At 46.8% G+C, this 23,314-nt stretch carries 24 protein-coding genes, 1 tRNA gene and 1 pseudogene; 18 read left to right on the top strand and 8 right to left on the bottom strand.

The annotated features are described in order from the left end of the window. Positions 1-165 precede the first annotated feature (165 nt). Positions 166-792: a multifunctional acyl-CoA thioesterase I/protease I/lysophospholipase L1 gene (tesA, locus tag PAG01S_RS07495; protein WP_010671236.1), complete on the bottom strand. Its 627-nt coding sequence runs from the start codon at positions 790-792 to the stop codon at positions 166-168. On the opposite strand from tesA, the gene ybbA reads away from it, so the two are divergent. Then, positions 760-1,446, top strand: a complete 687-nt coding sequence (gene ybbA / locus PAG01S_RS07490; RefSeq protein ID WP_010259059.1) for a putative ABC transporter ATP-binding protein YbbA — start codon at positions 760-762, stop codon at positions 1,444-1,446. The genes tesA and ybbA overlap by 33 nt on opposite strands. After that, entirely contained in the window at positions 1,443-3,860 is a 2,418-nt protein-coding gene (ybbP, locus tag PAG01S_RS07485; protein ID WP_062758231.1) for a putative ABC transporter permease subunit YbbP, read from the top strand. The genes ybbA and ybbP overlap by 4 nt, the downstream gene beginning before the upstream one ends. A 257-nt stretch (positions 3,861-4,117) precedes the next feature. On the opposite strand, the gene purK is transcribed toward ybbP, so the two are convergent. From purK to ppiB, 4 genes are all read right to left on the bottom strand, one after another. Beyond that, complete coding sequence (purK, locus tag PAG01S_RS07480; RefSeq protein ID WP_062758230.1) at positions 4,118-5,182, bottom strand: 5-(carboxyamino)imidazole ribonucleotide synthase; 1,065 nt, start codon at positions 5,180-5,182, stop codon at positions 4,118-4,120. Then, positions 5,179-5,685 (bottom strand): 5-(carboxyamino)imidazole ribonucleotide mutase, encoded by a 507-nt coding sequence (purE, locus tag PAG01S_RS07475; RefSeq protein ID WP_010259054.1) that lies wholly within the window; start codon positions 5,683-5,685, stop codon positions 5,179-5,181. Before purE ends, purK begins: the two co-directional genes overlap by 4 nt. A 131-nt stretch (positions 5,686-5,816) precedes the next feature. Next, positions 5,817-6,533, bottom strand: a complete 717-nt coding sequence (gene lpxH, locus PAG01S_RS07470; RefSeq protein ID WP_062758228.1) for a UDP-2,3-diacylglucosamine diphosphatase — start codon at positions 6,531-6,533, stop codon at positions 5,817-5,819. Then, the gene (ppiB, locus tag PAG01S_RS07465; RefSeq protein WP_010259052.1) at positions 6,533-7,027 is read right to left on the bottom strand and encodes a peptidylprolyl isomerase B; all 495 of its coding nucleotides are present in this window, start codon (positions 7,025-7,027) and stop codon (positions 6,533-6,535) included. Before ppiB ends, lpxH begins: the two co-directional genes overlap by 1 nt. A gap of 212 nt (positions 7,028-7,239) precedes the next feature. On the opposite strand from ppiB, the gene cysS reads away from it, so the two are divergent. Continuing rightward, positions 7,240-8,625, top strand: coding sequence for a cysteine--tRNA ligase (cysS, locus tag PAG01S_RS07460; protein WP_039388349.1), 1,386 nt, complete (start codon positions 7,240-7,242; stop codon positions 8,623-8,625). A gap of 33 nt (positions 8,626-8,658) precedes the next feature. Beyond that, positions 8,659-9,765 (top strand): AAA family ATPase, encoded by a 1,107-nt coding sequence (locus PAG01S_RS07455; RefSeq protein WP_062758226.1) that lies wholly within the window; start codon positions 8,659-8,661, stop codon positions 9,763-9,765. A gap of 27 nt (positions 9,766-9,792) precedes the next feature. On the opposite strand, the gene ybcJ is transcribed toward PAG01S_RS07455, so the two are convergent. Continuing rightward, positions 9,793-10,005, bottom strand: coding sequence for a ribosome-associated protein YbcJ (gene ybcJ / locus PAG01S_RS07450; protein ID WP_003849455.1), 213 nt, complete (start codon positions 10,003-10,005; stop codon positions 9,793-9,795). Then, complete coding sequence (folD, locus tag PAG01S_RS07445; RefSeq protein ID WP_010671240.1) at positions 10,006-10,872, bottom strand: bifunctional methylenetetrahydrofolate dehydrogenase/methenyltetrahydrofolate cyclohydrolase FolD; 867 nt, start codon at positions 10,870-10,872, stop codon at positions 10,006-10,008. A gap of 173 nt (positions 10,873-11,045) precedes the next feature. On the opposite strand from folD, the gene PAG01S_RS07440 reads away from it, so the two are divergent. The 14 genes and pseudogenes from PAG01S_RS07440 (at position 11,046) to PAG01S_RS07385 (ending at position 22,067) form a co-directional block, all read left to right on the top strand. Then, the gene (locus PAG01S_RS07440; protein ID WP_062758224.1) at positions 11,046-11,549 is read left to right on the top strand and encodes a DUF1198 family protein; all 504 of its coding nucleotides are present in this window, start codon (positions 11,046-11,048) and stop codon (positions 11,547-11,549) included. A gap of 94 nt (positions 11,550-11,643) precedes the next feature. Continuing rightward, positions 11,644-11,720: transfer RNA gene (locus tag PAG01S_RS07435), tRNA-Arg, on the top strand. 164 nt (positions 11,721-11,884) lie between these two features. Continuing rightward, positions 11,885-13,087 carry a tyrosine-type recombinase/integrase gene (locus PAG01S_RS07430; protein ID WP_062758222.1) on the top strand — a complete coding sequence of 401 codons (1,203 nt, stop codon included), beginning with the start codon at positions 11,885-11,887 and terminating at the stop codon, positions 13,085-13,087. Continuing rightward, entirely contained in the window at positions 13,084-13,896 is an 813-nt protein-coding gene (locus PAG01S_RS07425; RefSeq protein WP_062758220.1) for a DUF6387 family protein, read from the top strand. Before PAG01S_RS07430 ends, PAG01S_RS07425 begins: the two co-directional genes overlap by 4 nt. A gap of 169 nt (positions 13,897-14,065) precedes the next feature. Then, on the top strand, positions 14,066-14,272 hold the full coding sequence (locus tag PAG01S_RS21605; protein ID WP_073970657.1) for a helix-turn-helix transcriptional regulator: 207 nt from the start codon (positions 14,066-14,068) through the stop codon (positions 14,270-14,272). 331 nt (positions 14,273-14,603) lie between these two features. Then, positions 14,604-15,782, top strand: a complete 1,179-nt coding sequence (locus tag PAG01S_RS07420; RefSeq protein WP_245006265.1) for a tyrosine-type recombinase/integrase — start codon at positions 14,604-14,606, stop codon at positions 15,780-15,782. Between the two features lies 1 nt (position 15,783). After that, the gene (locus tag PAG01S_RS07415) at positions 15,784-17,106 is read left to right on the top strand and encodes a site-specific integrase (protein ID WP_062758217.1); all 1,323 of its coding nucleotides are present in this window, start codon (positions 15,784-15,786) and stop codon (positions 17,104-17,106) included. Further along, positions 17,039-18,865 carry a DNA-binding protein gene (locus tag PAG01S_RS07410; RefSeq protein ID WP_162268213.1) on the top strand — a complete coding sequence of 609 codons (1,827 nt, stop codon included), beginning with the start codon at positions 17,039-17,041 and terminating at the stop codon, positions 18,863-18,865. The genes PAG01S_RS07415 and PAG01S_RS07410 overlap by 68 nt, the downstream gene beginning before the upstream one ends. Further along, a complete protein-coding gene (locus tag PAG01S_RS07405) occupies positions 18,858-19,256 on the top strand; it encodes a hypothetical protein (protein WP_062758213.1) in 399 nt (132 codons plus the stop codon). Before PAG01S_RS07410 ends, PAG01S_RS07405 begins: the two co-directional genes overlap by 8 nt. 91 nt (positions 19,257-19,347) lie before the next feature. Then, a complete protein-coding gene (locus PAG01S_RS07400) occupies positions 19,348-19,755 on the top strand; it encodes a hypothetical protein (protein ID WP_062758211.1) in 408 nt (135 codons plus the stop codon). Between the two features lie 153 nt (positions 19,756-19,908). Continuing rightward, positions 19,909-20,169: a hypothetical protein gene (locus tag PAG01S_RS07395; RefSeq protein ID WP_062758209.1), complete on the top strand. Its 261-nt coding sequence runs from the start codon at positions 19,909-19,911 to the stop codon at positions 20,167-20,169. Between the two features lie 168 nt (positions 20,170-20,337). Continuing rightward, positions 20,338-20,484, top strand: a pseudogene (locus PAG01S_RS22580) (DUF943 family protein); the annotation flags it as partial. Between the two features lie 604 nt (positions 20,485-21,088). After that, complete coding sequence (locus PAG01S_RS07390; protein ID WP_062758207.1) at positions 21,089-21,550, top strand: Panacea domain-containing protein; 462 nt, start codon at positions 21,089-21,091, stop codon at positions 21,548-21,550. Positions 21,551-21,554: 4 nt separating this feature from the next. Next, a complete protein-coding gene (locus PAG01S_RS07385; RefSeq protein ID WP_062758206.1) occupies positions 21,555-22,067 on the top strand; it encodes a hypothetical protein in 513 nt (170 codons plus the stop codon). Between the two features lie 479 nt (positions 22,068-22,546). On the opposite strand, the gene PAG01S_RS22085 is transcribed toward PAG01S_RS07385, so the two are convergent. Then, on the bottom strand, positions 22,547-23,131 hold the full coding sequence (locus PAG01S_RS22085) for a DUF4755 domain-containing protein (RefSeq protein ID WP_088234229.1): 585 nt from the start codon (positions 23,129-23,131) through the stop codon (positions 22,547-22,549). Positions 23,132-23,314 lie beyond the last annotated feature (183 nt).

The raw sequence follows: 23,314 nt of genomic DNA, 5'->3' as shown, positions 1-23,314 counted from the left end.
TAAAGTGAATTTTAAGGAACGGCAGAATTATCTTTTCTCATTGATATTGTTTAGAGAGTAAGCCTGGACACTTAGAGATGGCAAAGCGGTCGAAAATCTCCGTCGCCACCTTGCCGTTATTTAGTGCTTTTGCATTTCTTTACCCTTTTTGCGCATCCCGGCGCGCTACGGCTGCTTAACTAAGGGGGCCAGGTCTTTTGCCATTAACTGGGCGATAAAAGGCTGGGCATCAGGATTAGGATGAATGCCATCCTGCTGCATCCACTCGGGTTTCAGATAAACCTGCTCCATGAAAAAGGGCACCAGAGGAATGTTATGCTGCTGTGCTAATCCGGGATAGATGCCGCTGAACGCTTCGGTGTAGCGGCGGCCATAGTTGGCAGGCAGACGAATCTGCATCAGCAGCGGCTTCGCATTGGCGGCTTTAACATCGTCGATAACTTTACTCAGATTCTGCGCGATAGCGTCGGGCGGGAAACCGCGCAAACCATCGTTACCGCCCAATTCGATTAACACCCATTGCGGCTGATGCTGTTTTAATAGTGCGGGCAGGCGCGCCAGCCCCTGTGCAGCCGTATCACCGCTGATACTGGCGTTGATCACTTTAGGTTTTTGCTGCCACTGCTTATCGAGCAGGCTGGGCCAGGCCGCAGTGGCAGACATGCGATAGCCCGCACTCAGGCTGTCGCCCAGTACCATCAGCGTATCTGCAGCAGCAAGACGCGACACCAGCAGAAGAATCAATAACAGGAAGGGATAATGCCAGCGGAAAACATTGTTGAAGTTCATCATCTTACTAAGTCCGTCGGTCAGGGAGAGCATCAGTTAACCATCCTTACCGGAGTTGAGTTGGTTGTCAAACCAGCTGAGACCATTGCGCTGATTGGCGAGTCCGGTTCCGGCAAGTCAACCCTGCTCGGAATTCTGGCCGGGCTGGACGATGGCAGCAGCGGCGAAGTCCATCTGCTGGGGCAGCCGCTGCACCAGATGAACGAAGAGCAGCGTGCGGCCCTGCGTGCCCGGCAGGTCGGCTTTGTATTCCAGTCATTTATGCTGGTGCCAACCCTGAATGCCCAGGAGAACGTGCAGCTGCCTTCGCTGCTGCGCGGCGACAGCGACCGTCAGAGCCGTGAACAGGCGAGAGAGCTTCTGACGCTGCTCGGACTGGGTGAACGTCTGCATCATCTGCCCGCCCAGCTTTCAGGCGGCGAGCAGCAGCGGGTGGCGCTGGCCCGCGCCTTCAGTGGCCGTCCTGGTCTGCTGTTTGCCGATGAACCGACCGGCAATCTCGATCGTAAAACCGGTGACCGCATTGCCGATCTGCTGTTTTCCCTTAACCGCGACTTCGCCACCACGCTGATTCTGGTGACGCATGACGAGCAACTGGCGGCGCGCTGCGATCGTCGCCTGCGGCTGCGCGACGGTAAATTGTGGGAGGAGCAATGATCTGGCGCTGGTTCTGGCGCGAGTGGCGTTCGCCCTCGCTGCTGATTGTCTGGCTTGCGCTGACGCTGGCGGTGGCCTGCGTGCTGGCGCTGGGGTCGATCAGCGATCGCATGGAAAAAGGGCTGAATCAGCAGAGCCGTGATTTTATGGCCGGCGACCGTACGCTGCGCAGCAGTGATGCAGCGCCAGAAGCCTGGCTGGCAAAAGCGGCTGAAAGCGGTCTGACGGTGAGCCGTCAGCTGACCTTTATGACCATGACATTTGCCGATCAGTCCCCGCAGCTTGCCTCAGTAAAAGCGGTGGACGATCGCTACCCGATGTTTGGCACGCTGCAGACGCAGCCGCCAGGGCTGAGGCCGCAGGCGGGTACCGCGCTGGCGGCACCGCGCCTGATGGCGCTGCTGAACCTGAAAGTGGGCGACACGCTGGAAGTGGGTGACACCCAGCTGCGCATCAGCGGGGAGGTGATCCAGGAGCCGGATGGCGGCTTTAACCCGTTTGAGATGGCGCCGCGTCTGCTGATCAATCTGGCGGATGCCGCCAAAACCGGTGCGATTCAGCCAGGCAGCCGCATCACCTGGCGCTATAAGTTCTCCGGTAATCCCGATCAGCTGGCCAGCTATGACCGCTGGATTGAACCGCAGCTGAAGGCGGACCAGCGCTGGATCAGCGTGGAGAACTCGGAAGATGCATTAGGCCGTTCGATGCAGCGCGCGCAGCAGTTCCTGCTGCTCTCGGCCTTGCTGACGCTGATGCTGGCGATTGCGGCCGTGGCGGTTGCCATGAGCCACTATTGCCGCAGCCGCTACGATCTGGTGGCGGTGCTGAAAACCCTGGGTGCGACGCACGGCGCGTTGCAGCGGCTGATCATCGGTCAGTGGCTGGCGGTGCTGCTGCTGGCGGCGATTGCCGGTGGCCTGGTGGGTCAGGGCGTGGAAGCGATCCTGATGGCGATGCTGAAACCCGTGCTGCCTGCCAGCTTACCGGCGGCGAGCGTCTGGCCGTGGATCTGGGCGGTGGGATCGTTGTTTGTGATTTCGCTGCTGGTGGGTCTGCGTCCCTATCGTCTGCTGCTGGCGACACAGCCGCTGCGGGTGTTGCGGCGCGATGCGGTGGCGAATCTCTGGCCGCTGAAGATCTATACTCCGGTGATGATTGCTGTTGTGGTGACGCTGTTAGCGCTGCTGGTTGGCGGCAGTAAAATGCTCTGGGCGCTGCTGGCGGGTGTGGTGGTGCTGGCGGGATTGCTGGCCCTACTCGGCTGGGGAACCCTGCTGCTGCTGCGTCGGCTGGTAGTGCGCAACCTGGCGTTACGACTGGCGATTAACCGGCTGCTGCGCCAGCCCGGCATGACGCTGAGCCAGCTTGCGGCCTTTTCGCTGTCGTTCATGCTGCTGGCGCTGCTGCTGGTAATGCGTGGCGATCTGCTGGATCGCTGGCAGCAGCAGTTTCCGGCGGATAGCCCGAACTTCTTTCTGCTGAACATGACGGCAGATCAGGTGCCGCAGGTGCGTGATTTCCTGCAGTCGCATCAGATCACGCCCGGGACCTTTTACCCGATTGCGCGGGTGCGGCTCAGTGAACTCAACGGCAAACCGGCCGATCCGAAGCTGGATAACGCCCTGAACCGTGAACTCAACCTGACGGAACTGGCCGATCGCCCGGATCATAATCCACTGGTGGCAGGCAACTGGCCACCCAAAGCGGGTGAAGTGTCGATGGAAGTGGAACTGGCCGATCGGCTGGGGCTGAAGCTCGGCGATACCCTGACGTTCGATGGCGATACGCAGACCTTCAGCGCGCGCATTACCAGTTTGCGTAAAGTGGACTGGGAAAGCCTGAAGCCGAACTTCTTCTTTATCTTCCCGCCGGGCGCGCTCGACAGCCAGCCGCAGACCTGGCTCACCAGCTTCCGCATGGAGGCGAATCCTGTTCTGCTGGCGCAGCTTAACCGTGCTTTTCCGGCGCTAAGTCTGCTGGATATCGGCAGCATAATGCGGCAGATCGGTCAGGTGCTGGCGCAGGTCAGCCAGGCGCTGGAGATCATGGTGATGCTGGTGACCGCCTGCGGCGTGTTGCTGCTGCTGGCGCAGATTCAGGTTGGTATGCGTCAGCGGCGTCAGGAGCTGGTGGTCTATCGCACGCTGGGTGCCGGTAAACGCCTGCTGCGCACGACGCTGTGGTGTGAGTTTGCCCTGCTCGGCGTGGTCTCCGGCGTGGCGGCGGCGATGGGGGCAGAAGCGGCGCTGTGGGGATTACAGACTAAGATTTTCGACTTCCCGTGGCAGCCTGACTGGATCCTGTGGCTGGCGCTGCCGTTGTGTGGCGCGCTGCTGTTGTCGCTGTGCGGTGGCTGGCTGGGGATCCGATTACTGAAAGGGAAAGCGTTGTTCAGGAAGTTTGATGCGGCGTAAGGGAGTGTAGGCATAAGGCTGCACTAAGCCCGCCTTTGACCTTCATCCAGATCGCACCCATCACCAGCAAGCGGGTAACGGGAAACGAAGAGCAAAGCGTCACGCGCCAGGGATGGCGCGTGCCGAGCTGGCAGGGATGCCGTTTTTGCGTCTTTGCGATCGTTTCCCGTTACCGGCGTCTCCCTCTGACTTAAAGGCGACTGCTCAATCGCTCTAAGCTGCCTGGTAAAGCCATCATCAGACTCAGGTGCGGGAAACTACAGCTTTTCAACCGCCCAGGCGATGCCGCTGGCGTACGCTTCCGGTAGCTGAGGCACCAGCGAATTCAGTGCCGCTTTTAGCCGTTCTGCATCGCTGTCGGTCAGATTCAGATGGCCCACTTTACGACCCGGACGCACCTCTTTGTCATACCAGTGCAGATGCACCAGCGGCTGCTGCAGCCAGCTGAGATTCACGTCAGTGCCGATCAGATTGACCATCGCCGACGGCGCAAACACCACCGGCTGCGGTAATGCCAGGCCAAGAATGGCGCGCAGATGCAGCTCAAACTGGCTGATAGACGCACCGTTCTGCGTCCAGTGCCCGCTGTTATGGACGCGCGGCGCCAGCTCATTGATCAGCAATCCAGCTGGCGTAACGAAACACTCCATCGCCATTACGCCGACGTAGTTCAGTTCCTGCATGATCGCACTCAGCATCGCTTCGGCCTGCTGCTGCTGTGCCTGATCCGCCTGCGGCAGCGCAACGCTGGTGCGCAGAATGCCATCCTGATGCAGGTTGTGCGTCAGCGGATAGAACACCACCTGGCCATCGTGACCGCGCGCCCCCACCAGTGAGACTTCACCGGAAAAGTTGATGCCCTGCTCAACGATGCATTCGCCGTAGCACGCCTCCGGCAGGGTGTGAGTTTCATCGGCACGCAGACGCCACTGACCCCGGCCGTCGTAACCGCCGGTGCGGCTTTTCACAATCGCTAACTCGCCCAGCGAGTCGAACACCGCTGGCCATTCGCTTTTATCTGCCAGCAACTGCCACGGCGCGGTGGCCAGTCCCAGCTGATCCAGCAGCTGTTTCTGCGTCAGACGATCCGCCAGACGCGGAAAGATATCGCGGTTAACAAAGGCTGGATGGCTGGCCAGTTCACGCGTCAGCGCCGTCTCCGGCCACCGTTCGATTTCGGCGGTGATCACGCTGTCGGCGATAGGGAGCGCGGTGGGATCGGCGTCTAAGCCCACCGGATAAACCGCGATGCCCAGGGGTTCACCCGCCTGACGCAGCATACGACCTAACTGGCCGTTGCCCAGTACGCAAACCGGCTTCATGCATCCACCCGCGGATCGGGATGGTTCAGCACCTCATCGGTCTGGCTCTGACGCCAGGTGGTCAGGCGTAACGCCAGCGCACTGTCATGCAGCGCCAGAATCTGCGCCGCCAGCAGCGCGGCATTGGCTGCGCCCGCCTTGCCAATCGCCAGCGTACCGACCGGAATACCGCGCGGCATCTGCACAATTGAATAGAGGCTATCGACGCCGCTCAGTGCTGCGCTCTGCACCGGCACACCCAGCACCGGCACCAGCGTTTTTGCCGCCAGCATACCCGGCAGATGTGCCGCGCCACCTGCGCCAGCAATAATCACCTGAAGACCCTTGTCGGCTGCCGTTTCGGCGAAGCTGAACAGTTTATCCGGGGTGCGGTGCGCAGAGACCACTTCAACATCAAAAGGGACGTCCAGGCTGGAGAGGATTTCAGCGGCGAACTGCATGGTGGCCCAGTCACTTCTGGAACCCATAACAATGGCGATGCGGGCCGGGGCGTTGGATGACATGGGGTCAACTCCTGTGAATGAACAAACAGACCTGGCCGGGCGGACAGGTTTTGAAGGGCACCGAGAATAGCATGAGAAGCACGCAAGGAAAACGGTTGCGTCGGGCTTAAGGTCGTGGATTTAACCGCAGATTAAAAGTCGAAATGGATAAGCTGAATGCCACTGGCGTCGAGCTGGATCATGGAACCCCGGCAGTGCCAGGCACCCAGCACCGCGCGTTGCGCCGGTTCACCCTGCAGGCTCAGCGTATGAATCGCCGGGCGATGAGTGTGACCGTGGATTAACAGCGGCACCTGCTGGCGCAGCATAGTGGCGACGACTGCTTCCTGATTCACATCCATGATGGTCTGGGATTTATGCTGGTTGGCCTGTTTACTGTCGGCGCGCATCCGGGCAGCAATGCGTTTACGGATCCACAACGGCAACGCGAGAAACAGCCGCTGGATCCAGGGATTATGCACTTTGGCCCGAAAACGCAGGTAACCCGCATCGTCGGTACAGAGCGTATCGCCGTGCATGATCAGCAACCGATGGCCGTAGAGCGTCAGCACCTGCTCTTCCGGCAGCAGCGTCATGCCGCAGGTCTGCGCAAAGCGTCGGCCAATCAGGAAGTCGCGATTGCCATGGATAAAGTAAACCGGAACCGGCAGGGTGCGCAGGGCGCGGGCAACCTGCTGATGCAGCGGATTGGGATCGTCGTCGCCAATCCAGGCTTCAAACAGATCGCCGAGAATATAGAGCGCGTCGCAGTGGGGTGCTTCGCGCTGTAAAAAATGCAGAAAACCGGCGGTAATCGCCGGTTCTTCCTGACACAGATGGAGATCTGCGATAAACAGCGTGCGCGACATTACTCGCTGACGGTCACTTTCTGGATAACGACGTCGTCTTTTGGCACATCCTGGTGCATGCCGCTGCGGCCGGTAGAGACCGCTTTGATCTTCTCGACCACATCCATACCTTCAACCACTTCAGCGAACACGCAGTAGCCCCAGCCCTGAACGCTTTCGTCACGGAAGTTCAGGAAGTCGTTGTCAGCTACGTTGATGAAAAACTGTGCGGTCGCAGAGTGCGGCGCAGAGGTACGTGCCATTGCCAGCGTACCTTTGGTGTTTTTCAGGCCATTGCTGGCTTCGTTCTGAATTTCGGCTTTGGTTTCTTTCTGCTTCATGCCCGGCTCGAAGCCGCCGCCCTGAATCATAAAGCCGTTGATTACGCGGTGGAAAATGGTGTTGTCGTAAAAACCTTCACGGCAGTAATCCAGGAAGTTCTGTACGGTTGCCGGCGCTTTATCATCGAAAGTTTTGATTACGATATCGCCATGGTTCGTCTGGAAAGTTACCATTTTTGTCGTCCTGTAAAGGTTGTCATCAGTTGCTGAGGTCGCTCTGTCGATGGGCGTCCCCCTTTTTGTCGACCGTTCTTATATCATAATTTCCAATGACGCGTCAGCAGCGCGGCGCAGTTGGCTTGCTTTGCGTCGCGCGAGCGATAAAAATACGGCACAATGTCTGGATACTTAAAAGTGCCAACCACACGCGAAAACGGAACCGTTCAATGCTTAAGATTTATAACACCCTGAGTCGACAGAAAGAGGAATTCAAACCCATTCATGCCGGTAAAATCGGGATGTATGTTTGCGGCATCACGGTGTATGACCTCTGTCACATTGGTCATGGGCGGACGTTCGTGGCGTTTGACGTGGTGGCGCGCTACCTGCGTTACCTCGGTTATCAGCTTAATTATGTACGTAACATTACCGACATTGATGACAAAATCATCAGGCGCGCCAACGAAAACGGCGAGAGCATCGAAACCCTGACTAACCGCATGATTGGCGAGATGCACAACGACTTCGCCGCGCTGGGGATTCTGCCGCCCGATGAGGAGCCGCGCGCTACCCGTCACATCGCTGAGATTATCGAGCTGGTGGAGACGCTGATCGCTCGCGGTCACGCTTATGTGGCGGAGAACGGCGACGTGATGTTCGATGTGCTCAGCGACACCGATTACGGCGCGCTGTCGCGTCAGGATCTGGAGCAGTTGCAGGCGGGCGCGCGCGTTGAAGTCGCCGACGTGAAACGCAATCCGATGGACTTCGTGCTGTGGAAAATGTCCAAAGCGGATGAGCCAGCCTGGTCATCGCCTTGGGGCAACGGTCGTCCCGGCTGGCACATCGAGTGCTCGGCAATGAACTGCAAACAGCTGGGCACCCATTTCGATATCCACGGCGGCGGCTCCGATCTGATGTTCCCGCACCATGAAAACGAAATCGCTCAGTCGAGCTGCGCCCATGACGGTCCTTACGTCAACTACTGGATGCACTCCGGCATGGTGATGGTTGACCGCGAGAAGATGTCCAAATCGCTCGGTAACTTCTTCACCGTGCGTGACGTGCTGCAACATTATGATGCGGAGACGGTGCGTTACTTCCTGATGTCCGGTCACTATCGCAGCCAGCTTAACTACGGCGAAGATAACCTGAATCAGGCGCGTGCGGCGCTGGAGCGTCTCTATACGGCACTGCGTCACACCGACAGCAGCGTGCCTGCCCACGGCGGCGAAGCGTTTGAAGCGCGGTTCCGCAGCGCGATGGATGATGATTTCAACACCCCGGAAGCCTATTCGGTGCTGTTCGATATGGCGCGTGAAGTGAACCGCCTGAAAAGTGAAGATGGCGCTTCAGCGCACGGGCTGGCGTCGAAGCTGCGCGAGATGGCCAACGTGCTGGGCATTCTGCAGCAGGACCCTGAGTTGTTCCTGCAAAGCGGCGCGCAGGTCAATGACGAAGAGGTTGCCGAGATTGAGCACTGGGTGAAAGCCCGTGCCGATGCGCGCGCCGCCAAAGCCTGGGCGGAAGCGGACATCGCGCGCGACAAGCTTAACGCGCTGGGTGTCATCGTCGAGGATGGGCCACAGGGCTCCAGCTGGCGTCGAAAATAAACCGGAGAGGGCGAGCAATCGCCCTTTTTTATTATGGCGATTGAACAGATTCAGATCCGCGGCTTCCGCTCGATACGTAACCTGACGCTGTCGCTGCAGCAGCTGAATGTGGTGAGCGGTCCCAACGGCTGCGGTAAATCCAACCTCTACAAAGCGGTGCGGCTGCTGCATGAGGCGGCCAGCGGTCGCCTGGCACTGGCGCTGGCTGAAGAAGGCGGCATTCAGAAAGCGATGTGGGCGGGCGGCTTACGCCGGGGCGATCGCCGACACGATCCAAAGCGCCTGGAGCTGGCCGTGGTGATGGATGACATGGATTACCAGCTGGAGATTGGCTTTCCCGAGCCGCTGGTGACCAGCCTGTTTAATCTCGATCCGCTGGTGAAGCAGGAGCGACTCTGGCTGAGCGGTCAGCAGCGCCGTCCTTCCGCCTGTATTATGCAGCGCGAAAATCAGACCGCCTTTCTGCACAACGTTGAGGGCGAGCGCGTCGCCTATCCGGCGGTGCTGCATCCCGAAGAGTCGCTGTTTGGTCAGCTTGGCGAACCGCATCGCTATCCGGAGCTTTCGCAGTTGCGCGAACGTCTGCAGCAGTGGCGCTTTTACCATGAGTTTGCGGTCTGGCCTGGCTCACCGATACGGGCACCGCAGATTGGCGTGCGTGCGCCGGTGCTGAGCCATGATGGCAGCAATCTGGCGGCGGCCTGGGCGACCATTGTTGAGCGCGGTCATTCCGAACTCCTGTCTGAGGTGATGGAACAGGCGTTTCCCGACAGCCAGTTTGATGTCGATGTGCAGTATGGCCGTTTCCAGATGCTGATGTCGCGCCAGGGCATTCTGCGTCCGCTGGAGAGCGCCGAGTTTTCTGATGGCACGCTGCGGTTTCTCTGTCTGGTTGTCGCACTGCTCAGCCCGCGTCCGCCTGCCTTTATGGCACTGAATGAGCCGGAAAACAGCCTGCATGAAGATCTGTTGCCTGCGCTGGCGCGCTTAATCGCCGAAGCCAGCGAGTTCAGTCAGCTCTGGATCACCAGCCATTCACCCCGGCTCGCGACGTTGATAGCGCAGCATACGGCGGTGAATCATATTGCACTGGAACAGCGGGAAGGGGAGACGTGCGTGAAGGGGGATGAGCGGGTGTAACAGCGTCCCCGCAGGGACGCCCGGAAATCACTCGACCACAGTAATGCGGAAACCCGCGAATTCTACAGTCTGACCGGCTACGATTTTGCAGCGCTTGCGGGTTTCTACCGCACCGTTGACCTTCACTTCACCCTCGGCAATCACGACTTTCGCCTGTGCGCCGCTCTGAACCCATCCTTCCAGTTTCAGCAGGTCACACAGATCGACGTGCGGGAATTTACCCAGTGAAAAACTTGTCATTTATACTACCTCTTTATCATGAAACTCTTCGCACGCCTGCAGCGTGTTTTGAATCAGTGTTGCTACTGTCATTGGACCCACACCGCCCGGCACCGGGGTAATGTAGGAGGCGCGCTCGGATGCACTGTCAAAATCAACATCGCCCACCACTTTGCCGCTCTCCAGCCGGTTAATGCCCACGTCGATGACGATGGCGCCCGGTTTGATCCAGTCACCCGGAATAAACCCTGGCTTACCCACTGCAACGACCAGCAGATCGGCATGCTCAACGTGATGGCGCAGATCTTTGGTAAAGCGATGAGTGACGGTCGTGGTGCAGCCCGCCAGCAGCAGTTCCATACTCATCGGACGACCAACAATATTGGATGCGCCAACCACCACGGCATTCAGGCCATACGTATCAATATTGTAGCGCTCCAGCAGCGTCACGATACCGCGTGGCGTGCAGGGACGCAGGGTTGGCGCACGCTGACAGAGGCGACCGACATTATAGGGGTGGAATCCATCGACATCTTTATCAGGCGTGATGCGCTCCAGCACTTTGACATTATCAATGCCGGCTGGCAGTGGCAGCTGCACCAGGATGCCATCGATTTCGTCGTCCTGATTGAGCGCATCAATCAGCTCCAGCAGCTCAGCTTCTCGGGTCGTGGCAGGCAGATCGTAAGAGCGGGAGTGGAAACCGACCTCTTCACAGGCGCGGCGTTTGCTGGCCACGTAGATCTGCGATGCCGGGTTTTCACCCACCAGAACCACTGCCAGACCCGGCGCACGTTTTCCGGCGGCCAGACGCTGCTTCACTTTTTCCGCAACCTCAACGCGCACCTGCTGCGCAATCGTTTTACCGTCAATAATTTTTGCTGCCATCAGAGAGGAAATCCACTGTGTTGTGTTGAATCGGGGAAGGGGGGTATTTTGTCAGAAGCGCGGCGCGCTGTCAGTTACAGTTTCAGCCGCGTATGTGCTTTCCGGCTTTTTCGTCGCGACGAGTGCCAGCCTGCATGCGTATGATATCTGCAGGACAATCCGGGGACGATGTAATGATTTGGATAATGCTTGCTACTCTGGCGGTGGTGTTTGTCGCTGGATTTCAGCTGCTCACCGCTGGCTCACGCCACGCCGCTCAGCGGCTCAGCAAACGGCTGCAGCTGCCACCGGTACAGGTGGAATCAATGATCTCTATGATGGGGAAAGAGGCGGCGAAAGAGTTTACCGACTATCTCAGCAAGGATAATGAAACGCACCTGCATAATGGCGCAGCGGTACTGCTGATCTGGCAGGTGTTCATTGTTGACGGTAGCGAGGAGAACAGCCAGCGCTGGCATGCGATTCTCAGTCATGCCGGTTTTCCACCGCTTATTAGCCGCCAGCAGCTGCTGCTCGCGCTGGGCTTTCTGCGCCAGCTGGAGCCGGACATCCAGGCGCTGCATGCACTTCGTGAGCAATACAATGCGCGTTTCACATCACAAGGGATTGAGCTGGAAGGAGAATTTACCGACAACAGTAAACTCGTGTCGCTCAGCGAATGGCGCAGGCGCCACTGACGTCAATTGGTCATTACCGCAGCACTTCGCTGCGGAGAAACGGCAAAAACGTTGACGTACCCGCTTCCCGACGTATAATCCGTGCCATCTCCATGCGCCCTTAGCTCAGTTGGATAGAGCACCGGCCTTCTAAGCCGTAGGTCACAGGTTCGAATCCTGTAGGGCGTACCACTTTCTCTTCTGTTTACATCCCTTAAAGTCTACTTTTCCCTTAAAAATCAGAATATAAATCTTTTAACTGGTCCGTATTGGTCCAAGGTCACCTATTGCGTTCTTATCCAATATGGGGGCACGATAGGGGGCATCGACAGGTTCAATGGAAATGATGCCCCCAAATGAAGCTAACAGCCCGACAAATCGACTCTGCGAAGCCAAAAGAAAAGTCATACAAACTTTCGGATGGTGGTGGTATGTATCTTGAAATATTTCCAAACGGAGCCAAAAGCTGGAGACTCAAATACCGTATAGCTGGTAAAGAGAAGCGGGTAGTGTTTGGGACATATCCGTTACTGAGCCTCGCAGAAGCCAGACAGAAGCGTTCAGAAGCTAAGAAGCTTCTGCTGGAAGGCGGAGACCCGAGTCAGCAGAAGCAGGATATCAAGGCTGCAAAAATCCTAGCTGTGAACAACAGCTTTGAACTTATCGCTCTTGAATGGCATGAGCACAAGAAAGCATCATGGTCTAAAGGTTATGCTACAGACATCCTGGAATACCTGAAGAAGGATATTTTTCCTCACATCGGCAAAAGACCTGTTGCGGATATCAATGCAAAAGAAATGCTTGATGTCTTTCGCAAGATGGAAAAACGGGGAGTTCTCGATAAGCTAAAGAAAACCCGTCAGGCATGTCGCCAGATTTTTACCTATGCAGTCATTTCTGGCAGGGCTGAGCACAATCCCGTATCAGATTTAGTCGGTGTGCTCAAAGCACCAAAGCAAAAACATTTTCCACATTTGTCAGTAGCAGAGCTGGGCGAGTTTCAGAGACAACTGGAGCAATATTCTGGTAGCAAAATCACTCAAACAGCTACTCAGCTTCTCATGCTAACTGGACTGAGGACGATTGAGCTTCGCTCAGCAGAATGGACTGAGATAGATTTCGAAAGACGTCTTTGGCAAATCCCAGTTGCTCGCATGAAAATGAAAAGACCACATATGGTGCCTTTATCTGATCAAGCTCTTAGGCTTCTTGAGGAGTTAAGAGTGATTACTGGCGGATTCAAATTTATTTTTCCCGGTAGAAATGACTCACGAAAAAGCATGAGTGAAGCCAGTATCAATCAGGTAATCAAAAAGATCGGCTATGCAGGAAGGGCTACAGGACATGGCTTTCGACATACTTTAAGCACGATCTTGCATGAGCAAGGTTTTGATAGTGCATGGATTGAGACACAGCTTGCTCATGCCGATAGAAATACTATTCGTGGCACCTATAACCATGCTCAATATCTGGATGGGCGTCGTGAAATGATGCAATGGTATGCTGAATATCTCGATAAATTAAAAATTGAATCTAAGCTCGGAAAGGTGAAGCAATGAAGGTGAACGAAATTAACATTGAGCTTCAGTCATGGTTCAATATTGAAAATTATCAGGATGTGGAAAAATTATCTTTGAAGGAGTTTTATAAAGAATTTCAAGTCAGGAGAAATATATTTGAAGGAATGGACTTCTTTGAAGGAGATGATACTACATTCGAAATGATCTTAGATGGAAAACCCTTTATCAGTCAAACAATGAATATGGGAGAGTTATCTAACCATAATAACAGCCATATTCATCAGGTAAGTTTTAGACAAATTGAAAGTTTAAAGAGAACTCTTGAATTTTTTGCTCCTGATTCTTTTGTAAAAGGAACGGGAGAACTTAAAAAAGAAATCAAGTATCAGTCGATAACTTCTATTATGAAAGATGTAATAAGAAAGGATGGTGATAATAGGCTGTTCATATCATTCGACATTAAAAATTCCACTGATGAAGAAATTATAAATGCACTAAAGGTTATGCTTCCTGTTTGGAGGGACGATTATCAGATTAAGGAAAGCAAAATTGAAAAATTTGGATTGGCCAAAATCATCAAACTTATAGATTATCGAATACTGCCCATGATGGACTTGCTTCTGTGGGCCAAGTTTAAAAAAATAGCCTTAACGAATACTGTCTTATCAAGGATTCTCTACCCAAGATTAACTGATGAGATCCGAGGAGAAGAGCAACTCAAGGAAACTGACCGTCCTTTAGCTGAGAAAGCATTGTCTGGAGAGACATGCAAAAGCATTGAGAATTTTATAAATAAAAACAATCATATGGAGGGAATTCCGCTTAGGGGACTCAGAAGTTTACTGTAAGGGATTTCATGTTTAAATTAAATTTTCAAGTGGGAGATAAAATTAATTTTTTTCCTCTCACTTTTTTTCAAGCGATTAACGCATAGAATTCTATATACCAATACTCCCTTCAATAGCCTACCTGCTGGGTATTAGTATCAACTCATCGACAAGACGAGGAGATACAATCATGAATACAGCAACTCCAATCACCACACGACTCATTCGCTTACCTGAAGTGCTACATAAAACAGGCTACAAGAAAGCATGGATTTACCGATTGATTTCTGAAGATAGATTTCCAAAACCTATCAAATTAGGTTCCAGATCTGTGGCTTTTATTGAGGCGGAGATTGAACAGTGGATTTTAGAAAGGGTTATTGAGTCTCGTAAATAAATATTATTTTGTAAAGTTTAAATGCAAAGGTAGGTGCATATTTTACTAAATTTTTAACAAAAAAATCGCACCTCTTTTTTTTAAAAGCTTTCGAGATGCTCTTCAAAATATCGGGTATGGATACCCGTAACTAGCCTTACTGGTTTCTTTCACGTGAAAGAAAATTTTTTTAAGCCTCTATTTTTATTAAATTAAATATAAACAAAACCTACATATTTAAAACGAAATTTGCAAAATTAAATCTCATGAAATACAGATTAAGTCGGAATGATAACGCAATGTAAATATTTAGGAGGTTTATAAAATGCCCTGCAAGATAAAAAGATTAATTATGAGTGACGGTGAACGATATTGTCTGATCGTGAACAAGGAAGACGATATGCCTCTATATTATCCTAATCTCTTCATGACTTCGGTTTTGCGGAAAAAGGGAGCCTCTGTTTCGACCCTGGAGATAGCATCAACAAATCTCGTAATTCTAATGAGATTTCTGAACCGAAATAAAATTGACTTAGAGAAAAGAATCTTAAATAGAGAATACTTGACTCTTTTTGAAACAGAAGAGCTTATTGACACTCTCAGAAGAAACTTCTCAGGTCTGAAAAACAATAACAGAGTATTACCTATAAATAGTGATGTGGCTAAAGGAACTTATGGATATCGAATACATACAACATGCACCTACATTAAATGGTTGTGCGACATAATTCATAAATCAGATAACATTAACGATAAACAGAAGGTTAATACATTCATAAATAGCATTAGAGCGAATAAACCAAATCCAAACTCTTATAAAAATTATAAACCTAAAGAGAAAACTCTTAAAGACGAACAGATTTATATCCTGTTCAACTTGCTTGAAGTTGATAACATTGAGAATCCATTCAGTGTTGATGTTAGATTTCGAAATAAACTGGTTTTTTTACTCCTGTATCATCTCGGAATTAGAGCTGGTGAGCTGCTTAATCTACGAATTGCCGACTTCGACTTTTTGAAGAAAATACTAACTATAAAAAGAAGACATGATGACAAGAGCGATATTCGGAAAGTCCAACCATTAGTTAAAACTTTGAGTAGAGAGATTCCTTTAAGAGATGACCTAATTGATGCAGTTTATCATTATATCTTTAATGATAGGGAAAGACATTCTAAAAATAAAAGCCATGATTACTTGTTGATTACTCATGGTAATGGGAGAAATGAAGGGGAACCTCTTACTGTTCATGCATATGAAAAATTAATATCAACTATAAAAACCAAAGATTCTAACTTAAATAATATCTCAGGACATATGCTAAGACACACTTGGAACTATTCCTTTTCGAAATCGATTTCAAAAGGAAAATTAAAAACCTGTTCAGAAGATAAATTAAGAAATTATCTTATGGGTTGGTCTGATAATTCTAATATGTGTGAAATCTATAATCGTAAGTTTCTGGTTGAAAATGAAAAGGAAGTTGTTCAATCACTTTATGATTACAGAAATGAAATCTTAAAAGGAAACTAAAATGTTGGGAGATAAAAATCTTAAGGCAGATATATGTCATGCAAGAATGAAAGGTTATTTATTTGAATTGAATGATGATGGGTGGAAGCTAAGTAAAGATATTGTTGTATATCCAAAAAATGTAACTCAATATTTACATTCGGATCTTAAAGACGGCTATGTTAAAACACTCGCTTATTTTGCGATGGAGTATAGTTCCGGGCATACAAAGAAAATCAATCAGATCTTTACCCAATGGGGAAGGGCGTTAGGCTTAACAGTAATTAATAAGAAGTCGATTTTGGATTTCAAATCTTATCTTGGAAAGAATCAGGAAAATAGACTAAAAATCATTAAGAATTTCATTTTAAAATGGCATGAACTTGGCCACTTCGGTGTGGAGGTGTCTTCAGTTCAACTCCTTAATAAATTGTATATTAGGAGTGCAATTTGTGGAGATGCAGTAAAACGAAGGAATCCCGACTGTGGTCCCTTTGATCAGAGAGAAATGGAAAGCATCTTGAAAAAGATACATGCTCTTAATGATGAGGGGAAGATAAGTGAAGATACCTACTGCTTTCTTTTGCTGTTGATTTATACAGGAAGAAGGACACAACAAATTTCTTCCATTCGAATTAAAGATATAGTTAAAGTTGAAGATAATGTATTTATAAATATTCCGAAGGTTAAGCAGAGACAAAATTTCAGAAGTGAGTTTTCATCTGTTGAGATAAGTGATTTTTTGTATGAGAAGCTCACTGAACTTTCACAATCAGTATTAAGTATTGTTGAAAAACAGATTGGGGCGAAAGTTAATGAAAACATAGGTAGAGAACTGCCATTGTTTATTAACAAAAAAGAACTAGCATTTTGCTCAGAAGAAGGAATGTTAATCGCTAAAATCGAATCTGACTTTCTCCACTCAAAGAACAGAGGTATCACAAAGAGAATAGATAATCTTTTCAGAATTAACCCGGTTTTTTCTGCAAGGACAGACAAACCAATAAAAGTTAATCCTGCCCGTTTTAGATATACATTAGGAAGTGAATTAGCAAGGAAAGGAGCTTCAATTCACACAATTGCTAAAGCATTAGATCATAGTAGTGTAGCTTGCTCAGGTATTTACATTAAAAATCATGCCGATAATGCATCTGAAATAGACAAAAGAATGGATGTTTTTTTTGAACCGCTCTCAAAGTTATTTCTTGGAGTAGAACCTGAAACTAATGCCAATAGGTTTATAGAACTGATGAGATCTACTTTTCATGTTGCACAAAATGAAAGTAGTAATACTCATTGTAAAAACTGTAGGTTTTTTGAAAGCTGGGGAGGCATGTATGAATAATTATGATAATGTTAAGAGGTTAAAAGACACAATTTATTCGAAAAACTTAGACTGTTTCATAAAAGAAATAGAAGGCGATTTTTTTATCGAAAAGAAAAAAATGGTATGGGATTCCCTTGTATGGGATCGATATTATAATTTCTATAAGTATGATTTTTTTAAAAGTAAACGTAAATCGCCTCTGGATTCGGGTTTTATGTTATTTTCAAAAGCATATATTAAACACTTACATTCTTATGGAAGAAGAAATGATTATAACCAGAGAATGAATGTGCTAAAAATATTGGAAGGAGTTTTATTGAATGAATTTCAGTCAGCTAAAATATATAACTGTAGTAACTTTATCTTCGAAAGATGTGTGGAGATTTTTACTAATATTTACTCTGAGACAACCGCATATAATGCAGGAAAAGAACTCAAAGAAATTGAAAAGTTCTTAAGGGAATACAATTTAGCTGATTTAGGATATGTGGAATGGTTTAATCCTCTTAAAATGCCAATCTATGAAGTTAAAAGCTATGATCACAATCTTGCAGGACATGACAAATTGCCTGATATTTCATACATAGTTGAACTCGCAAAATTCTTTGCAAAGGATGATAACTCTCTCTCTAAAAGGGATATGTTCACTGCTTCAGTCCTGACTTTACTGATGTGTGCACCGAGTAGAATAAGTGAAATTCTCTCATTGCCAGCCGACTGTGAAGTGTGGGAACAAAACAGTAATGGTATAGAGAGGTATGGTATTAGGTTTTTTTCAGCAAAAGGATACGAGGGGGATGTGAAGTGGATTGCATCATCTATGGTTCCTGTTGCCAAAAAAGCTATAGCAAGATTAAAACTGTTATCACAAAGCGGAAGAGAACTGGCTCAATATTTAGAGACATCTGAGATCTACAGGAACTCTCTAAGCAATGAGATAAATAATGACTATTTGTTATCAGCAGAACAAGTTTGCAGTGTGCTGGGCTTCACTAATTTATCTCCTTCATCAATAAATAAAAAGCTAAGCACATTAGATCTGATCCCTAATGATTACACTTATTCTTTAAAATCTCTAAACGAAATATTGAAACAATGGGCACCGGATGATTTTCCTTGGTATGACAGGAAAAAGAATATCAAATACTCGAATGCCCTTTGTTTGTTAAAAGTTTGTGATTTTAAGAGATTGTCTAAAAGTAGTGGTAAATTGTTCTTCAAACCAGTAAAGCATAATATTTCTTATGATATCGAAAATGGAGGTATTTTTTCCAGATCCAAACAGCAGTCTGCTTCAGACTCATCATTGAAAACCCATTCAATAAGGCATTTTTTAAACACTTTGGCACAAATAGCTGGTATGTCTGAGTTTGACATAGCTCGATGGTCTGGAAGGCAGTGTATAGCCCAAAACAGTGTTTATGATCATACACCACATGCTCATATGGTTGCTCAAGCTGTAAAAGCAAAAGCATTAGAAAAAGTAGGAAATGTGATACCTGTCAAAATGATGTTTGAAAACAAACTTGATGAGAATAAAGAAATTACCGGTTCTACCTTAGTGAGCAAACATGGGCTTTGCAGGCTTAAATATGCAATGCAACCATGCAATTATTATCCTGAGAACGAATCTGGTAGTGATATAAAAGAAATAAGGGATTTGAAAATTAAAATACTCTCGATTTCTGAATCTGATTTCAGAGGCGGTAATATGGCGGCAGAAAAATGGAAAGATTTCCATACTAAAAAAATAAATAAAGGAGAAATAAATGGCTAAACACCTATCAAGACTTGATGAAAAGAATATCATTCATGTTATTAATATCTGGCATCATAACCAAAAGTTAACATGGGAAGCTCTATGTGATGAGGTAACTCTGATAATCGGAAAGAGACCTACACGACAATCACTTAGCAGTCATTCATTGATTGCAGAAGTATTTAATGAAAAGAAAGTAAAGATAAAAAGAGGGGATAAAGAAATTGTTAAGCCCGCTAATTTAAAAATAGCTGCTCAAAGAATCAAGAGACTACAAGCAGAAGTCGAGTCTTTAACTAAAATAAATAATAAACTTTCTGAGCAGTTTGTTGTTTGGCAATATAATGCATTGCTTCATCAGGTTACTCGTGAGCAATTAGAAAGACCATTGTCAAAGAAAAACCTTTAAATTGATAGGTGTTACCTATTGACAGGGGCGGATTATTTGTTAAAAGTTTAATTGTCAGGATGACATTTCACAAATAGCAAGGATGCTTATTATGAATAAACTAAATAGATATTTACCAGATCAAAAGTTTTTGATACTTCTCAATCGCTTCATTCTTAGATACGATGAATCAGACTGCAATAAAGAAAAAATCGTAAAGGATGCTTACCTGTTCTGTGTAGGATACTTTTTGAAGTATCAGCAAGACTATCAGAATCCCTATCTGAAGGGGCCAAGCAACATTATTGCAATTTTGAGTTCGGCTTTACTCAGTCCAAACTTTTATACAATACCTTCAACTGTCAGTCTCGAACGAGTGCTGTATTTCTACAAGTTTATTATCGAGTACATTATCTGGAATGAGTATGAAGTAGAAAGAATATTTGCTTCTCAAAAACAGAGCTTTACTCCTTCACCAGAGCTTAAATCAGATGGTTTTAAAACGAAGAAAAGGGTTTAGGATATACTTTCTATTCAGTATGGCGATACAATAACTATGCCATATGATCTTTACACTTAACTTAGGGCGAGTGTTCCGCAAATGGATCATATGGCATCTCAGCTTTAATGTATGATATATTTTTTTTAGCTTATAGCGTTTCAGGATGATGAAATGAGCGATTTTGAGCAACAGTTCCTTTTGAATGGATTTTCAGCGAAGGATATCCGCAAGCTTAATGAGATTCTTACCAGAGATGAGAAAAAATCAGATACACTTCAGTCTCTCATTCAGGAGCTTAGCAAGCGCTTTTGGGCTGGTATAATTTCCATGCTCAATATTTTATCAGTTTTCATTTATGGTATAGCGAAAGGGCATAAAGAAAGCCTGATTTCTTATGCAATCTTCCTTATCATCGGTGCCATAATCGTTTAACTTTGTCATACTAATGAATCTGGCCTGGAAAGCACACAGGTTTGTCAAATAAGAGTAAAATTTAATAACATGAAAGTCACTTTTATGGGTAGTGAAACTAGTAAATATAAAAAATTACAATTTTTCCGCTAACCATGCTTTTATTTTTTTTATTGTCTTAAGGTCCTTGCCATTAATGGTTCTGGCTCTTATGAAAATTTGTTAGTTAAGAATATGCCTTTCACTGATAGCGATAAAATCAAGTGGTGGGATAATGATATAGATAAGTTCATGTCTTACCCTAAAAATTATAAATTTTCACATTGGATTTTTTAAATCTATTATCAAAAGCTTGCTCCTAAGATTTCTGCATTTTTCCTAAATCATAATAATGATTACTTGCTATGCTTTGACGGCATGAAAAAATAAGAAAACTGTATAGATAAGTCAAACTGGCTCATGGACATATCCAAAATACAGGATGTCTACATTCATTACCGTCTTGATGGCGAATCTTACTAACGGAAACCCTCTAGTGAACTGATCAAAGTTGATGAATTTAGGAAAACCATCAAATACTCACAATACTAACTAATGCGTTTGTCAGCTTTGATATACAAATTTGTAGAAATAGGGAAAATCAGCAGTGTTCTGCATTTTATGTATTTATTGTTAAATATGTTCTTTAAAATCTATCGAACCTAAAAACTGATTATGAATAAAAAAAATATGAATTGCTCCTTATTGATCAACATACTAAGCTTGCTGTTGATGGTGCAAAGAGATATTGCGTAAAAAAATTAGTTTTCTTTTAGTATGATAAAAGCCTAATTGAGGTGATCAGGCTTAATGTTGGAATTAAACGGAATATTAAATTGACTACTCAAGTGTTTTTGTTATAATTATAGATGATAATTAAAAATACATTGTAGGTGATGAAATGAAAGTTTATAGTGCTAAAGATGTTGCTACTTGGTTTATTCACAAGTTTGCTGAATCAGGCGATGTTGTAACACACTTAAAAATTCAAAAACTTCTTTATTATGCTGAAGCTTGGCATCAAGTTCTCAACGACTCTGAGTTGTTTAAAGAAAAAATACAAGCTTGGGCGCATGGACCTGTTGTTCCTGAAATTTTTCATACTTATAAAGAACATGGTTGGAACACTTTACCTGTTCCTAAAGATAAAAAATTGCCTAAATTTTCAAAAAAAACCGAAAGTGTTTTGATTCAAGTTATTGACTCTTATGGTGAATTGCCTGCCAAAACACTTGAAAGAATGACACACGGTGATCAGCCGTGGATCAAAGCTCGCGAAGGATTTGAGCCTGAGCAACGCTGTGAAAAAGTAATGCCTAAGACAGAAATCAAGTCATTTTTCAAAACTAAATACGGGATGTGAAATCTTGGCTAAAAAAGGAAATAGGAATATTCCTCGTGATACAATAAATAAAGAGTCTCTTGTAAATTCAGACTCTTCATATGTTACAGATCTTGAAAAGAAGATTTTTGATTTTCCATCAATTAAGAGAGACGGTCTCAGAGAGAAGATTATTGACAAAAAACCTTATGTTATTTTGAAATATTTTCAGGATGACTGGGAATGTTTTTCTGACTGGAAAAAAGAAGAGTTAAAGCAATTTTCCACTTTTGTTAAAAAATTGTCCAACTATACGTGGGGAAATATCTATGAGACTGGGGGGAAAGTCGGAAACAAAACTGGATTTGGATACACTAAATACCATTTATCTGAAATGAAATCAGGTAAAGAAACGATAAAAAAAGTTCAATCTTTAATTGATCCTGAACTGGCTTTTTTCGAACTGAGAATTAATGATAAGCTAAGGGTTCATGGGTTCCAATCTCAATCTGCTTTCTTCTTGGTTATGCTGGACAGAGAGCATCGGGTCTTCCCATAGTAAAACTTAAATTTTTCAAACCGAACAATTTCTTTGACTACTTTAAGGGGGGAACGGGCCATTTTTTATTTATTTACAGCTAATCACTCACTTTTCCTGCCACCTGCCACTTGATTAACCCTCTGATATAAGCAGATTTTAGCTAACGAACGATATCATTCTTCCGAATACTGTATCCTTCGGCTTGTTAGTTTGGCTGCACATACATTTATTATCAGGATTGCATTAGTGCTGAATATAGAGTTGTAGCCAGATATTGCTATTAAGTTGATTGTATAAGATATGCAGGAGAAATTAGCTACTGATTATAGGAAAGTTAATATGTCAATTAAACAATTTAGATCAGGGGGGCAAGTGCTGGGAAAAAAGTTAATACAAAACGGATTGGTCTTACTATAAACCAAGCTTTATTTTTAATGAGATCTGACCCTATATAAAGCCAGCATTTAAGCTGGCATTTTTATGATAGTTAAACAGTGCTATTTTCTATTAATGATTTTATCAAAAACATGCATCCACCGCTTAAGTTGCAGTTCCGTATCACGTATACCTTCCTGTGAGTTGAAGTCACCCTTTTGAGGGAAGAACATTACTCTCCATTCTGGATACTGAACATCGTCTACTGAGATGTAAAAGCCCGATTCACTGAAATCATGAGTGCGGTCGAGTTCTTTGTTGATACCAACTCGTTCTCTCGTTGTAGACAAATTGTATCGCCATTCTTTAACTGCCTCGAATGGATAGGTCTTTTGCTTATTGCCTTCTCTGAGATGGATCAATTTTCGCTTCTCATCAAGTCTCATGGCGGTAGGACCGAACTCATGACTCCACATGCCGTCCGACTCTCCGAAAACATCTTTGGTGCTCGCATTCCATTTCTTAATTCGAAACTTTTTATATGCAAACATCAAAAGCATGATGCTTACGAAAATCCAAACGAGAGCAAGCTGGATCAACCCTTGAATACCTGAGAAATAGAAAATGGTCAATGGTAGAGCAATAGCAATCCATACTCGTTTCATCATTAAAAAGTTTGGTTGCTTAACTTCAGTCATTGCTGTCATGCAAAGGTCCTTCATGAGGTTTGCTGGATTAGAGGCGCAATTATCCATCAGCTATTTTGCTGATAAATCAGTGTGCTATGTCTCTTCGTTTGAAGTTACATTACGACTTAGAAATAAGTTCTAGCAAATCATTTATACCGATCGATCGGATCACATTGATAGCCATTAACTATCATATAAAGT

It is taken from the genome of Pantoea agglomerans NBRC 102470 (genome assembly GCF_001598475.1).
In the GTDB taxonomy this organism is placed as follows: Bacteria; Pseudomonadota; Gammaproteobacteria; order Enterobacterales; family Enterobacteriaceae; genus Pantoea; species Pantoea agglomerans.
This window is presented reverse-complemented; position numbering and strand designations above follow the sequence as displayed.